This window comes from Chthonomonas sp. (genome assembly GCA_016788115.1).
Lineage (GTDB): Bacteria > Armatimonadota > Fimbriimonadia > Fimbriimonadales > Fimbriimonadaceae > UBA2391.
The window spans coordinates 173,263-185,881 of record JAEURR010000007.1 but is presented as its reverse complement, the minus strand read 5'-3'; the positions used below and the strand labels follow the sequence as shown (position 1 = coordinate 185,881).

13 protein-coding genes are annotated in these 12,619 nt (G+C 60.2%); 7 read left to right on the top strand and 6 right to left on the bottom strand.

The annotated features are described in order from the left end of the window. The 3 genes from dnaG (at position 1) to JNM85_08390 (ending at position 3,169) form a co-directional block, all read left to right on the top strand. Positions 1 to 1,731 (top strand): DNA primase, encoded by a 1,731-nt coding sequence (gene dnaG, locus JNM85_08400; protein MBL8088071.1) that lies wholly within the window; start codon positions 1 to 3, stop codon positions 1,729 to 1,731. Positions 1,732 to 1,806: 75 nt separating this feature from the next. Further along, a complete protein-coding gene (locus tag JNM85_08395) occupies positions 1,807 to 2,667 on the top strand; it encodes a sigma-70 family RNA polymerase sigma factor (GenBank protein ID MBL8088070.1) in 861 nt (286 codons plus the stop codon). Further along, complete coding sequence (locus JNM85_08390) at positions 2,651 to 3,169, top strand: AhpC/TSA family protein (GenBank protein MBL8088069.1); 519 nt, start codon at positions 2,651 to 2,653, stop codon at positions 3,167 to 3,169. The genes JNM85_08395 and JNM85_08390 overlap by 17 nt, the downstream gene beginning before the upstream one ends. Here JNM85_08390 and JNM85_08385 read toward each other — a convergent pair. Then, on the bottom strand, positions 3,143 to 3,907 hold the full coding sequence (locus JNM85_08385) for a hypothetical protein (GenBank protein ID MBL8088068.1): 765 nt from the start codon (positions 3,905 to 3,907) through the stop codon (positions 3,143 to 3,145). The two genes, JNM85_08390 and JNM85_08385, sit on opposite strands and share 27 nt — an antisense overlap. A gap of 66 nt (positions 3,908 to 3,973) precedes the next feature. Between JNM85_08385 and JNM85_08380 the strand changes: the two genes are divergently transcribed. Then, positions 3,974 to 5,005, top strand: a complete 1,032-nt coding sequence (locus JNM85_08380; GenBank protein ID MBL8088067.1) for a serine hydrolase — start codon at positions 3,974 to 3,976, stop codon at positions 5,003 to 5,005. Here JNM85_08380 and JNM85_08375 read toward each other — a convergent pair. Further along, positions 4,914 to 5,582 (bottom strand): LON peptidase substrate-binding domain-containing protein, encoded by a 669-nt coding sequence (locus tag JNM85_08375; GenBank protein ID MBL8088066.1) that lies wholly within the window; start codon positions 5,580 to 5,582, stop codon positions 4,914 to 4,916. The two genes, JNM85_08380 and JNM85_08375, sit on opposite strands and share 92 nt — an antisense overlap. Before the next feature lie 179 nt (positions 5,583 to 5,761). On the opposite strand from JNM85_08375, the gene JNM85_08370 reads away from it, so the two are divergent. Next, positions 5,762 to 7,477, top strand: coding sequence for a GAF domain-containing protein (locus JNM85_08370; GenBank protein ID MBL8088065.1), 1,716 nt, complete (start codon positions 5,762 to 5,764; stop codon positions 7,475 to 7,477). Here JNM85_08370 and JNM85_08365 read toward each other — a convergent pair. After that, positions 7,474 to 8,217, bottom strand: coding sequence for a PIG-L family deacetylase (locus tag JNM85_08365; GenBank protein ID MBL8088064.1), 744 nt, complete (start codon positions 8,215 to 8,217; stop codon positions 7,474 to 7,476). The two genes, JNM85_08370 and JNM85_08365, sit on opposite strands and share 4 nt — an antisense overlap. Positions 8,218 to 8,251: 34 nt before the next feature. On the opposite strand from JNM85_08365, the gene JNM85_08360 reads away from it, so the two are divergent. Continuing rightward, positions 8,252 to 9,262, top strand: a complete 1,011-nt coding sequence (locus JNM85_08360) for a glycosyltransferase family 9 protein (GenBank protein ID MBL8088063.1) — start codon at positions 8,252 to 8,254, stop codon at positions 9,260 to 9,262. An 8-nt stretch (positions 9,263 to 9,270) separates the two neighbouring features. After that, positions 9,271 to 10,164, top strand: coding sequence for a hypothetical protein (locus JNM85_08355; protein ID MBL8088062.1), 894 nt, complete (start codon positions 9,271 to 9,273; stop codon positions 10,162 to 10,164). Here the strand turns inward: JNM85_08355 and JNM85_08350 are convergent. The 3 genes from JNM85_08350 to JNM85_08340 are packed head-to-tail and all read right to left on the bottom strand — an operon-like array spanning position 10,138 to position 12,586. Then, the gene (locus JNM85_08350) at positions 10,138 to 10,878 is read right to left on the bottom strand and encodes an HAD-IIA family hydrolase (protein MBL8088061.1); all 741 of its coding nucleotides are present in this window, start codon (positions 10,876 to 10,878) and stop codon (positions 10,138 to 10,140) included. The genes JNM85_08355 and JNM85_08350 overlap by 27 nt on opposite strands. After that, a complete protein-coding gene (locus JNM85_08345) occupies positions 10,875 to 11,858 on the bottom strand; it encodes a polyprenyl synthetase family protein (GenBank protein ID MBL8088060.1) in 984 nt (327 codons plus the stop codon). Before JNM85_08345 ends, JNM85_08350 begins: the two co-directional genes overlap by 4 nt. After that, complete coding sequence (locus tag JNM85_08340) at positions 11,855 to 12,586, bottom strand: ubiquinone/menaquinone biosynthesis methyltransferase (GenBank protein MBL8088059.1); 732 nt, start codon at positions 12,584 to 12,586, stop codon at positions 11,855 to 11,857. Before JNM85_08340 ends, JNM85_08345 begins: the two co-directional genes overlap by 4 nt. Positions 12,587 to 12,619: the final 33 nt, after the last annotated feature.

Genomic DNA, 12,619 nt, shown 5'->3' with positions numbered 1-12,619 from the left:
GTGGCCGATGAGCGCGAGCTTATCCGCGCACGCGTAAGTCTCGTCGAACTTGTTGGCGACGAAGTTCGCCTGCAGAAGCGAGGAAAAAATTGGACGGGTCTTTGTCCGTTTCACGACGACAAGAACCCGTCCTTTACTGTCAATGACCAGACCGGCAGCTACCGTTGCTGGTCGTGCGGCGCGAAGGGGGATATGTTCACGTGGGTCATGGAGACTCAGCGTGTAACCTTCCGCGAAGCTCTGGAGTTCCTTGCCAAGCGCGCAGGAATCGAACTCACCGCACGCCCCGCCCAAGACTCGAACAAGCGCGGGACCTATGAAGGGGCGATGAACGCCGCGCAGGAGTTCTTCGCCAGCCAACTCTTCAAGACTTCCGCAGCGACCGCGTACTGCTTTGGACGCGGACTCACGGAGGAGGTGCTCAAACAGTGGGAGATCGGATTCGCGCCCGATGTCGAAGAAGGACTCCCTACGCACCTCAAGAAGTCCGGGTTCTCCCTGGCGGACTGCAAGGAGCTCTTCCTCGTCGATGGTGACCAGGACCGAGGCTATGCATCAAAGTTTCGAGCCCGCCTGATGTTCCCGATTCGAGATGAACGCGGGGCCCTGGTTGCGTTCGGTGGGCGGCTCCTGTCAAACGGGATCCCGAAGTACATAAACTCCAGCGATACCCCGATCTACAGCAAGCGGCGAGTCCTCTACGGCATGCACCGAGCCAAGGACACGATCTCGAAGAAGAATCGGGCGGTGCTCGTCGAAGGTTACTTGGACGTCATCGCTTGCCACGCTGCGGGTGTGACCGAGGCGGTCGCCTCGCTGGGTACATCGCTCAGTGAGGACCACGCAAAAATGCTGGCTCGCTGGTGCAAGCAAGTGACGATTCTATACGACAACGATGCGGCGGGCCAGAAGGCAGCGGAGCGTGCGAGCGCGATGCTGGAGGAAGCGGGCCTCGTCGTGACCGTCGCGCTAATGCCTCCCGGCGAAGATCCGGATACGCTGTTGCGCACGAGCGGAGCGGGGGCGGTCGCGCGAGCGGCGGAAGGTGGCCTCACACCGGTGGACTTCCGGATCCTGCGATTGCAGGGAATCTACCAGCCCACGCAACCGGAGTACTGGCAAGAGGTTGTGGCCGTGCTGGCGACCGCATCGGCGCTGGACCGTGAACGGCTGGTCCAAGAACTTGCTCCGACGTATCCAGGGTTGCGCGATCCTATTGCCGCGCGCCAAGCGCTCAAGAACCAGATCCGGGACTATGGGCGACAACCGGCTCAACCGAGGCAAGGAGGTGCGACTGGCCCACGGCGTCGAGAGCGATTTGGCCGTAGCGAGATGACCGGTCCGGAGCGCGCATTGCTGCTAGCGCTTGGGGACCCGGAACTGAGGGCCCCCGCTTGGGCTGCCGTGCGACAACCGGAGTTGTTTGGGACCACCTTGGCGTACGACATCGCGACGATGCTGCGAGATCGGTTCGAGGACGATCCACCCGCAGGCGCGTTTGCTCTATGGGGGCACGACCTCACCCCCGAAGCTCTGAGATTTACTTACGCTGAAATGCTCGCGGGTCACGCCGAGCGATTGGACGCCGAAGTCGTGCGCGATTCCCTGGAGCGGCTGCGCCAGAAACTCTCGCAAAACTTGTTGCGCGCCTCGTGGCAGCAGAGCACGCCCGACGACACCGCCTTGTCGCAGATCAACGAAAAACTTAGAGAACTAAAGGGAAGCGGCTGAATCCTCAGCAAAATTATCAGGAATTCATTGATTTCTGTCGTACAGTGTTACTAAGGAATCAGGTGTGGGGCCTGGATGGTTGACCAAGTTTACGGGGTTCAGGGGGGAATAGAGGATGCCGCTACGGTCTGGTTACGGACCATTGGCCGCACTCCGTTGCTCACGGTGGAACAGGAGATCGCTTTGTCGCGCTGCGCGGCGGCGGGTTGCCACCAGTGCCGCGAGGCGCTCATTCAAGCCAACTTGCGTCTAGTCGTGAGCGTCTGTCGCAAGTTCATCGGACGAGGATTGCCACTCAACGACCTCATCCAAGAAGGCAATATCGGACTGATGAAGGCGATCGAGCGGTTCGATCCGTCGCGCGGCTATCGACTCAGTACTTACGCGCTTTGGTGGATCAAGCAGTCGATCTCACGGGCGGTTCAGGCGAACAGTCGATGTATAAGGGTGCCATACCATGTGGCTACCGAATGTAACAAAGTCTCGCAAGCGCGGACACGCCTAAGTGCGATTTTTGGGCGCGAGCCTACGGATGGGGAGATCGCCCGCGAAATCCACTCCGACGTGGCCTCGGTCGCCGAGGCTAAGCGGGTCCTGCTTGAGGCCACCGTTAGCCTGGATCAGCCGCTGGCAAGCGGCGGGGGAACGCTCGCGGATGTGCTATCCACAGACGCGGAGAGCGACTCAGAACTGATGATCACGCGAATGGAGCACACGGCTCGGATCGCTGCACTGCTTGCGCATCTCGATCCAAAGGGGCGTCAAGTGATTGAGCTGCGCTACGGACTGCTGGACGGTCAACCGCTCACGCTGAACGAGGTGTCTGAGCGCATGCATCTAACCCGCGAGCGAGTGCGCCAGATCGAAGCAACAGGACTGCGGCGGCTCCGCGCTACGGTCATGGTGCGCCAGCAAAGGGATGAGTATCGAGGCTAGCTTCCCGGTCCAACTCAGCTCCGGTGCTTGTGTTCCGTTCGAGAGTTTGTACCAACCTTCAGGCGCGCTGCTGGTGTTCCTGCGTCATCTAGGGTGTCCATTCTGCAAAGAGCAGGTGACCGCACTCAGACTCGAAATCGGGATCCCGGTTTTCTTCGTGGTGGGTGCGACGGTGGCTGAGGCAAGGCAGTTCCGGGAGAAAGTGCGGTCGCCACATGAAATTATTGTGGATGCCGAACGAACCCTCGCTGAGCATTTTGGGGTGGGTCGAGCGTCGCTAGCCCAACTCATCGGTCCCAAGGTCTTCGCTCGTGGGTTTGGTGCGATACTGCGCGGCCACTGGGTGGGTCTCCCGCTAGGAGATATCTGGCAATTGCCAGGAATCATCCATATCGGGGCAGACGGCGAGGTGGCATGGGAGTACATTGGTGATTCCGCCGCAAGCACCCTGAACGCCCAGCAAATCAGGGCAAGACTAGATATTCGGCAATCGAAATCCTGAGTCTTGCGGGAAAATCAGGAACGGCTTTTCAATTCTTTGTGCGCGGATCAGGGCTGGTATGTCCAGTGCGCTGCCGTCGAAGTAGCAGATCTCAGCCCCGAGCTCCGTGGCCATGCAGATGCTCGCCGCCACATCGTATAGATTCGCTTTGTGACTGATCACCCCGCGAAAGTGGCCCTTCAGCATAAACGTCGATTCGATCACGAACGCGCCTGCGTACCGCATCTTGCCGGGCAACTTGTGCCCAGCGTATTGAATGAGCGTCCGATCCGAGTAGCTCACGAGCTCTTCGTTCTTGATCGGACCGGGTCTGATGGCGGGTAAGGGAACGTCATTACAGGTCGCGCCCCCGCCAAAGTGTGCCGAGTAGATCTCGTCCAAGTCGGGAAGAGCGATGGCTCCGAGCACGACTTGACCGCCCTGGACCAGCCCGATGCTCACTCCCCACAGCGGCGAACCAAAACGGTAGTTGCTCGTGCCGTCTACCGGATCGACGAGCCACAAGCCATTGGGTCCGGGCTCCTGAAATCCCTGTTCTTCACCCCAAACGGTGGTTCCGGGTACGAGCTTGGGAAGCTCAATGCGCAAGAGTGCTTCGATTTCACAATCGGCCCGGGTGACGATACTGCCGTCGGACTTCAGTCGCGGGTCCATGCTGTTCCGCAGCTTCGTCGCAATCTCGCCTGCTTGGGCCGCTAAGAGTTGCAGTTCGAGACGCGCCGCAGCGTGGGAAGTCACAGTGTCGATTATGGCAGGCCCAGGACCGAACTGAACCTTTGGGGACTCCGCTCGTAACGACACACCATGAACGCACTCGTCGCTTTGCTACTCATTGCTTCTGCGCCACCGCTGGACTTCAGGGCCGCGGCATCAAACAGCGCTGAGCACCGAGGCGTTTCCTTCTTGGCGATGCAGGGCGGGAAGGTCGTGTACGAGGAGTATCCCAATGGGGGTGACAAGGAGCGCACGTGGGAGCTCGCCAGCGGGACCAAGAGTTTCTGTGGGATTGCCGCGCTCTGTGCGCAGGAGGATGGACTGCTGAAACTGTCCGATCGAGTTTCGGACACGCTCACCGAGTGGAAAGCCGACGGGAGACGAGACATCACGATCTCGCAACTCTTGCACCTGGTGGCAGGATTTCCTGGCACGCCCATCGGGCGTCCCATCAGCTACGCCGATACGCTTGCGGCAAAGCAGAACGCGAAGAACAACACTCGTTTCCAGTACACATCCACGTCGTTCCAGGCGTTCGGGGAGCTTCTTCGTCGCAAACTGGCGAGCAAGGGCCAAAGCGTGCTCGATTACTACGAAGCCAAGATTTTCAAGCCGCTCGGGATGACTCACGGAAGATGGCTGACCGATGCCGCGGGGAACATCCAATTGCCGATGGGAGCGTCTCTGAGCGCTCGAGAGTGGATCAAGTTCGGCGAGATGGTGCGCCGGGGCGACAAGGGCGTCCTTCGTCCCGGCAACATCACTCCGCTGTTCCAGACCACCACTTTGAACCCTTCGTACGCACTAACTTGGTGGTATCCCTCGGCGCAGGGGCTACAGCCCAGCGGGCTAGCAAAGTGGGATTGGTCCACAAAGCTCCCTAAAGATGTATACATTGCCGCAGGCCTCGGGGGGCAGCGGCTGTACGTGGTCCCTTCGCTGAACCTGACGATCGTGCGCCAGGCACCCGTACGTGTGATCGATCAGTTCCGTGACAGGGAGTTCTTCGAGGCACTGATGGGACGGTCCGTCAGTTCGGGTGAATCCAATCGACGAGCTGGGTCGACTCGACGCGGTAGAGCGAATGCCCGGCTCGAGCGTCGTCTACTTGCGCCTCAATGAGCGGCACGAGGTCGGCGAGCCGCTGGCTTGTGTCGGTGGTCTCCAGCATCCGCTGTTTGGTGAGATTGTCGATCGGCAGGTAGTTTGCGATGAGGAACGACATCGGAACGGGATCTTCGGGGAACTTCACTTCCACCGAGACCTCTTGTCCCGCGAAGGCAGTCTCGACCCAAAGCCGGAACACCTCTTGGGCCCGGATGCAGAGAGCGTCCAAGCGGTTGATGTTTTCGCACTCAATCTCGGTCACCGGCTCGACGAGCCCGACTAGATAGGGTTTAGATTCATCGATCTTGCGAACTCGGAAGCGGCGCTCGCCGTGGACATGCACATCCATCTTGCCGTCGTCGTAGGACTCTACTCGGTCGATGTGGACTGCGGTGCCCACCAGGTAGGGATCGGCCGAGCCCCCCACTTCGTCACCATGCCGGATCAGCACGACCCCAAACGGTGCGTCAAATTCGGTGCAGTACCGAACCATTTCGCGATACCTCTCCTCAAAGATGTGAAGTTGCATCGGTGCATATGGGAATAGCACCGCGTGCAGCGGAAAGAGGGGCATCTCCTCGAGGTGCGCCATGGCCAAAGTATAGTGCCAGGTCTTAGATTTCCGCTTGCGGGTAGCGGAACATCTCCCCGGTTTTCGCGTCCAAGCCCGTGAGATCGCTAGACGCCTGCCAGCCTGGGCTGGAGGGTAAGATAGCGAACTGGCGCAGGATGGGATTCAAGCCCAAAGCGCCACCAGGAGAGTCCTTGCCAGTGGATACGAATGAACAGTTTGAGCTTCTGAAGCAACGCATAGCAGAACTGGAGCGAGATAATTACAATCTTTCGAAAGAGCTTGCGGACCTGAAGGGCTCAACGAACGCCCCACAGAAGGCCTCCGTAGTTGACTCCAGCGTTGATGCAACCCCGCTTAACGAAGCTGATGCCACCCTTCGTCGGTTGGTCCAACGCATCGCGATGATTCTCCAGGCGGAGAAGATTGCGATCATGTTCCACGACCCGGAGCGTGGCGAGCTCATCGGTATCCCGCCTGCCTACGGGATCGACGACGCACACCTGCGCGAGTTCCGCGTGCGCGCGACACAGGGGATCTCGGGCGAAGTCTTCCGTAGCGGCGAGCCGATCATCTTCCACGACGCGGTCAGCGACGACCGCACCATGAAAGACAACGTGGTGCTCATGGGCGTCTCGAACGGTGTCACCGTCCCTCTGATTGTCGAGAAGCGAGATGAAGAGCAGCGCGTGATCGAGCGCAACGTCATCGGCGTCCTCCACGCGTTCAACAAGCGCAACGGCGAAGACTTCATCGATGAAGACGTTCGCCTACTGCAGCGCATGGCCATGAATGCTGGCGCGATCATCGCGAACCTGCAGCTTTACCGAGAAGTGGTCCAAGAGCGCGAAGAGCTGTTGCAGACTTTCGAATCGGTTTCCGCCGGACTCGTGCTGGTCAGCGTAGATGAGCGCATTAGCCAGATCAACAGCTCCGCGCGGGCCATGTTTGCCGTCGGTCCGGACGCGCTCGGCAAGCCTTTCCGCGAGGTCCTCAAGAGCGAAGCGCTCATCAAGCTTTTTGAGAGCGGTCTTCGGGGTGAGGAGATTGCGAGCGCGGAGATCGATATCACGGTCAACCGGAACGAACGCGTGTTCCAGGTTCAAGGGGCATCGGTTCGTAGCGAAGACGGCAAGGATCTCGGCGTCGTCGCGATCTTCAGCGACATCACCGAGGTGAAGACGATCGAACGCATGAAGAGCTCGTTTGTGGCAATGGCATCGCACGAGCTTCGCACGCCGCTCACCGCCATCAAGGGCTTTAGCTCGACCCTCCTGGAAGGCGTCGACGACGATATCTACGACAAGACTGACCAGAAAGAGTTCTTGGGCATCGTCGTCCACGAGTGCGATCGACTGCGCCGTCTCATCGACGACTTGCTCAATACCAGCCGCATCGAAGCCGGTGAATCGCTCAAGCCGCTCTACTCCGATGTGAACCTTCACGAGCTGCTCCGCAAGGTGCAGATGGTGCAGCAGCAGTCGACGACCAAGCATGTGCTCAAGCTCGACATGGACGAAAGCACACCGCAAATGATCGTGGGCGACCAGGACAAGCTGGATCAGATCCTGACGAACCTCATCAACAACGCGGTTAAGTACGCGCCAAACGGCGGCGATATCACTGTCCACGCCAAGCTCGACGGCGAAGAGGTCTTGATCGGTGTTGAAGATCAAGGTCTCGGCATCCCCGCCGACCACTTGGGCAAGGTCTTCGAGAAGTTCCACCGAGTGAACAACGAAGATAACCGCAAGATCTACGGTACGGGTCTTGGCCTCTACTTGGTCAAGCACCTAGTGGATGACGTCCACATGGGCAAGATCTGGGCGGAATCTCAGGTCGGCGTCGGTTCGACGTTCTGGTTCCGCATTCCGGCCAAGCTCGACATCGAAGTCGCCAAGGCCCGAAACAACTAATCCGCTAGTTTGTCGAGAGCACTCAGCCAGCGAGCCCACAGCTTGCTGGCTGCTACTTTCTGAGCAATCTCAGGCGGGAGGTTTGGGGTGCGGTAGTCTGTTGCGAGCTTCAGCCTCATGAGCTCGCGAGTGTCCAGTTGGAGATTCCGACCGATCAGCCGCTGAGCGATGTTGTACCAAAACAGGTTTCGGGCCATCGTCTGGCTCGGAAAGAGCCGAGGCAAGGCGCGCTTAAGCTCCGTCTCCTCCGGCGTGAGACTCAGTCGCTCTTCGCCATCCGGTTGCGCAAACTGGTTGAGATGCTGGAACGCCCGGTAGTACGCGTAGTACATCGGGAACTCGCACACCACCCCTTCGAATGCTCGGCTTACCATGTAGTTGGCGGCATCGTGGTCCAGATGTCCTTGTTCAAAGGCCATGACGGCCATCCGATCCGGCTGGAACTCTTGAACTTGCGCATCAAGCTGCGGCAGTAGCTCGCCCATCTCGTCTACCAGGGAACCGTCGGTCCCGCGCCAGAATCGTAGGGCGTCGTCGGGTACGCCAATTTGGCGCATCGCCAACCGGCTTTCGGCCTCGCGGACCTCGGTACTGTGGAGCCAGAGGCAACGCACTGGGTTCCCGTTCAGCACGAGACGCCTCATCCACGCTGCGATGGCAACTTCGTCGTCTGGGTGCGCAAAGCAAAACATCCAGCGAAGATCGGGTTTTGGGTCAAAAGCGACGGTGCCGTTCGTCATAAAGTTCGACGTAGAATAGTCTGGGTAGGGAATTATGTCGCATCAGCCTCGCATTCTGATCGTGAAGCTCAGCGCCATCGGAGACTGCCTTCACGCAACTCCGGCGCTGGCGGCGTTGCGCCAGACTTTTCCAAACGCTCACCTCGGGTGGGCGGTCCATGCACACTGCGCGCCGGTGATCACGTCGAATTCGAACCTGGACAAGGTCCACCGCTGGGACCGCTTGCGGATGCTCGAGGAATTCGTTGTTCTCCGCAAGTCTCTCCGCCGAGAGCGGTACGACATCGCGCTGGACCTGCAAGGGCTCTTCAAGAGCGGGTTCGTGACGAAGCTGAGCGGGGCCAACAAACGGTTTGGCCCCTCCGAGGCCCGCGAGTTTGCGCAGGTCTTCTACACCAGCAAGATCGCGAGCCAAAAAGGGCAGCACATCATCGACGTCTACTTGAACCGCGCCAAGGCGGTCGGTGCTCAGTGGGAGTCGCCGCCGCCGATGCTGTTTCCCGTCTCCAGCCGCGATGCGGAGTACGCCGACTTCTTGCTAAGGGAACCAGGAATCAGTCTGGATCGACCTATTATCGTGCTCAACCCCAGCGCGGGGAAGCCGTTTAAGCAGTGGGCTCCCGAGTGCTTTGGGCGGCTGGCCGACTCGCTCGTCTCCGAGCTCGGGGCGTACTGCTTGGTCACGGGATCGCCCGGCGATCGTCCGCTGGGTGAAGCGGTCATGGCACACACGCAGTACAAGGATCAGGTCTTCAACGTGGTGGGCCGCACTTCTTTGACCCAACTCGCGGGTCTCCTCTCAAAGGTGTCTCTGTTCATCGGCGGGGACACCGGACCCATGCACATGGCGCAAGCGGTCGGCACACGGGTGCTCGCGCTGTTTGGTCCGACCGACCCGGCGCGTCTGGGGCCGCGGGACACGGACCATCGTGTCATCTACCGCCCGGGCGACGATCCCATGCGCTCCATGCACAATATCACCGTCGAAGAGGTGTTCCATGAGGCGAAGGGCATGGTCGACGGCCGGGCTTCTGGCGTATCCTAAGACCTAGCGTGGCACAACGATCGTATTCCGAGAATCCGTACTTCATGGGGTACTTGGCGCGTCGCGACCAACTCCACCCCCGCAAGCAGGCCGAATACAAGACGGGCGTCGGATGTGCAACCGGCTTTGTTGCGGGCATGGTTTGCCTTGCCTCGGGCATCATCACCTCTTGGGGCAGCCCAATCGAGGTGATTCTCATGGCGGCGGCCGGGTTGACCGCCGGCGTCTTCTTGGGACGGTTCCTCGCGGGCTTTAGGCAACGATTCGATCGCGAGTCCGTGCAGCGCCGATCCCAAGTCTATTCCGCGCTTGACCGCTATTACCAATACAAGGGTGCGCGCACGCTTGCCAAGAACATCGACCCGGTTGCGATCAAGGTCCTGGAGGCGGGCGCTTTCTACTGGACCCAAGTGATGGCGGCGCTTGAGTCCCCGGTTTGGAATTCTGAGGGGGACAAGTCCTACTACGACTCAGTGAAGAGCGAGATACTGGACGCTGCCGACCACGCCATGGACGAGCTCGCGGTCCTTGGCTCCCACTGCATTGGCAAGCCCTTGCATACAGCGCCCGATGATCTGAAATCCGCGTTTGAAGACTTGAAGGAACTGCGCTTTGAGAGCGCGCTCGCCAAGTTCGGTCAAGCGACCGGCGGCGATCTAGAGCGCTACATGCACAAGAGCCCAAACTTGAAGGCGATCTTCGACCCGGCGCGAGAGGTTGCTGAGAAGCTCAAGCTGCTGAGTGCCGAAGTCGAGCGGCTGACCGCCGAGCGCGCCCACGTGCCGGGTGTCATCGGAGACGCAAAGTTCAGTTCATCGCGCATCGATGCACTAGTTTCGAACCTGCGCGCGAGCCGAGTTGCCGAGCAGGAACTCTCAGAGTCGAGCCAAAAGATCGAGTAGCGAGTGACCGTAGTCTTGGCCCGGCGGTGGAGTGCTAGTCACGCCAGTGAGCACCAACCACGTGGGGCAACCGGCCCGCTCGCCCGCGACGATATCCGTTTCCACCCGATCCCCGATGACGAGTGCGTCTGCCGGATCGACCCCTGCCTCTCGCAGGATCTGGTGGATGAGTGTTGGCTCCGGCTTTCCGATCACCTCGGGTTCTTGCCCGCTGACGACGGCGATGCTTGCGACGATTGCTCCTGCACCGGGCTGTTGCTGACCATCCTCTATGGGATAGGTGGCGTCAGTGTTGGTCGCCAGGAATCGTGCACCGGCTCGGATTGCGCGCGCCGCCGCATCCATGAGCTCGTAGCTAAACGTACGACAGATTCCCACCACGATCGCATCGGGCTGGAAATCATCGAGGGTGACCCCCGCAGCTCGAACCGCCTGATGCAGACCAGGTTCGCCGACCACGAGGGCACTTCTCAGTTTGAGCTCCCTCAGTCGAGCGGCGACGCCGTCAGCAGTCCCATAACACTCCTCGGGGGTTGCCTGGAAACCCATGCCCGCCAACCTATTGGCGATCATCGGCCGGGTCAGAGCTGAGTTGTTGGTGAGAAATCGAATCTTGTACCGCTCGCGGAGCTTTGCGATGGTCTCGATCGCCCCGGGCAGAGGAGTGGCCCCTCGGTACAGTGTGCCGTCCAAATCGAAAACGAGAAGTTTCACCGCTCGCGCTGCTGAACGAAGTCGACGATGGCGACGAGAAGATCCTTGGTTTCACCGTCGGGTAGTGCATCGAGGGCGCCCAGAGCCATGGCGCTGTGCCGACCCGCTGCGGCGAGAGCACGGGTGTAGCAACCCCGAGTTTCCATCCAGCCGCAGATCATGTGGACCTCGTCATCGCTTGGGTGGGCTCCGAAGCGATTCCGGGTGAAATCCAGTTCCTCTTCGGTTAGGTGCTCGCGCAGGTCGATCAGAGGCAGGGTGGCGCATCCCTCGCGGAAGTCGGTGGCGTTGGGTTTGCCGGTGGTCGCCGGATCACCGCGAAAGTCAAGGACGTCGTCCACGAGTTGGAACGCGAGTCCCAGGTGGTGGCCGTAGCTGGCCAGCGCGTCGGTCACAAGCTTGGGTGCGCGGGCGGCCAGCCCCCCGACCTCGCAGCAGCACTCGACGAACGCCGCGGTCTTCATGCGGAGAACCTCCATGTGCGCCTCAAAGCTTAAGTCGAAATCGCCCCGCGTCTCAACCTCGCGGGCCTCTCCTTCGGCCATCTCCACCACCATCGCGCTGACCTTTCGAATGATGTCCAGGTCGCCGTCCTCGGCGAGGATCTGCATCGACTTGGCCAGCAGGACGTCGCCCGCGAGAATGGCGGCGGTGTTGCCGAAGACGGCTGCCGCCGTCGGTCGACCACGCCGAGAGTCGCTGTGGTCGATGACGTCGTCGTGGATGAGCGTGGCCATATGGACGATCTCCATACACGCCGCCAGTTCCACCGTCCGATCCAGCTCCACAGGATAGCCGGTGGCCTTGGCACTCAAGATAAGAAAGGCGGGGCGCAGTCTCTTGCCCCCCGCACCCAAGGTGTGTCGATTGACCTGATCCACGACCTGCACCCGCGATGTGCATCGTCGCGCGAGTGTCGCTTCCACATGCTTCACGTCGGCCTGTATCTTTTCCAAAGCGGTTTGCCAGGTTACGTTCATTCGGGCTTTCTCCCAAGGTGCATGCAGATGTTTCCGAACATAAAGTCGCGAGTCGTGACGTCGATGAACCCGGCGGATCGCATGCTCTGCGTGAGCTCCTCGCGGGTCATGAACCGGGCAGTCGATTCGGGAAGGTAGGTGTAGGCCTGTCGATTCCCGAAGAGTCCGCCGATGAGCGGGACAAGCCGATTAAACACTTGGTCGGAAATCCAGCGGACGGGGCCAAACTTCGCCCGCGCCATATCCACGCTCACAAATCGTCCGCCGGGGCGAAGGACTCGGAATGCCTCTCGGTGGGCAAGGTCGACGTCTGGAACATTGCGGATTCCCCATCCGACGCTTACCGAATCGAACGTGCTCGAGCGGAACGGAATGGCACATGCATCCGCAAGCGCTAGCGACGCCCCATGCCTGGGCTTGGTTACGGCGCGGTCCAGCATGGGTGCGCAGAAATCAAATCCCACGACTCGACCCGACTCGGTCACGGCCAGTCGCAAGGGAAGAAGAAAATCACCCGTGCCGCAGCACGCATCCAGGGCGCGGTCACCTGGCTTCAAGCGTAGAGCCCGGGCGGCCGCAGCGCGCCAGCGACGGTGCGAGAACAGGGATACCAGGCCGTTTACGCGATCGTATGAGGGAGCGATCTGGGAGAACATGGTCTGAACTGAAGCTCGCTTTTGCGCGCCTTCTGCCAGCCAAATCTTCTCGGGGGTCTGTGTTGATCCCATAATTCGCAAGATCAGGGTACCGCGCCAGTCTTC

Coding starts and splice junctions, on each gene's coding strand:
- JNM85_08395 (MBL8088070.1), top strand. CDS start 1,807: ATGGTTGACCAAGTTTACGGGGTTCAGGGGGGAATAGAGGATGCCGCT.
- JNM85_08380 (MBL8088067.1), top strand. CDS start 3,974: ATGAACGCACTCGTCGCTTTGCTACTCATTGCTTCTGCGCCACCGCTG.
- JNM85_08360 (MBL8088063.1), top strand. CDS start 8,252: ATGTCGCATCAGCCTCGCATTCTGATCGTGAAGCTCAGCGCCATCGGA.
- JNM85_08340 (MBL8088059.1), bottom strand. CDS start 12,586: ATGGGATCAACACAGACCCCCGAGAAGATTTGGCTGGCAGAAGGCGCG.
- JNM85_08345 (MBL8088060.1), bottom strand. CDS start 11,858: ATGAACGTAACCTGGCAAACCGCTTTGGAAAAGATACAGGCCGACGTG.
- JNM85_08365 (MBL8088064.1), bottom strand. CDS start 8,217: ATGACGAACGGCACCGTCGCTTTTGACCCAAAACCCGATCTTCGCTGG.
- JNM85_08390 (MBL8088069.1), top strand. CDS start 2,651: ATGAGTATCGAGGCTAGCTTCCCGGTCCAACTCAGCTCCGGTGCTTGT.
- JNM85_08375 (MBL8088066.1), bottom strand. CDS start 5,582: ATGGCGCACCTCGAGGAGATGCCCCTCTTTCCGCTGCACGCGGTGCTA.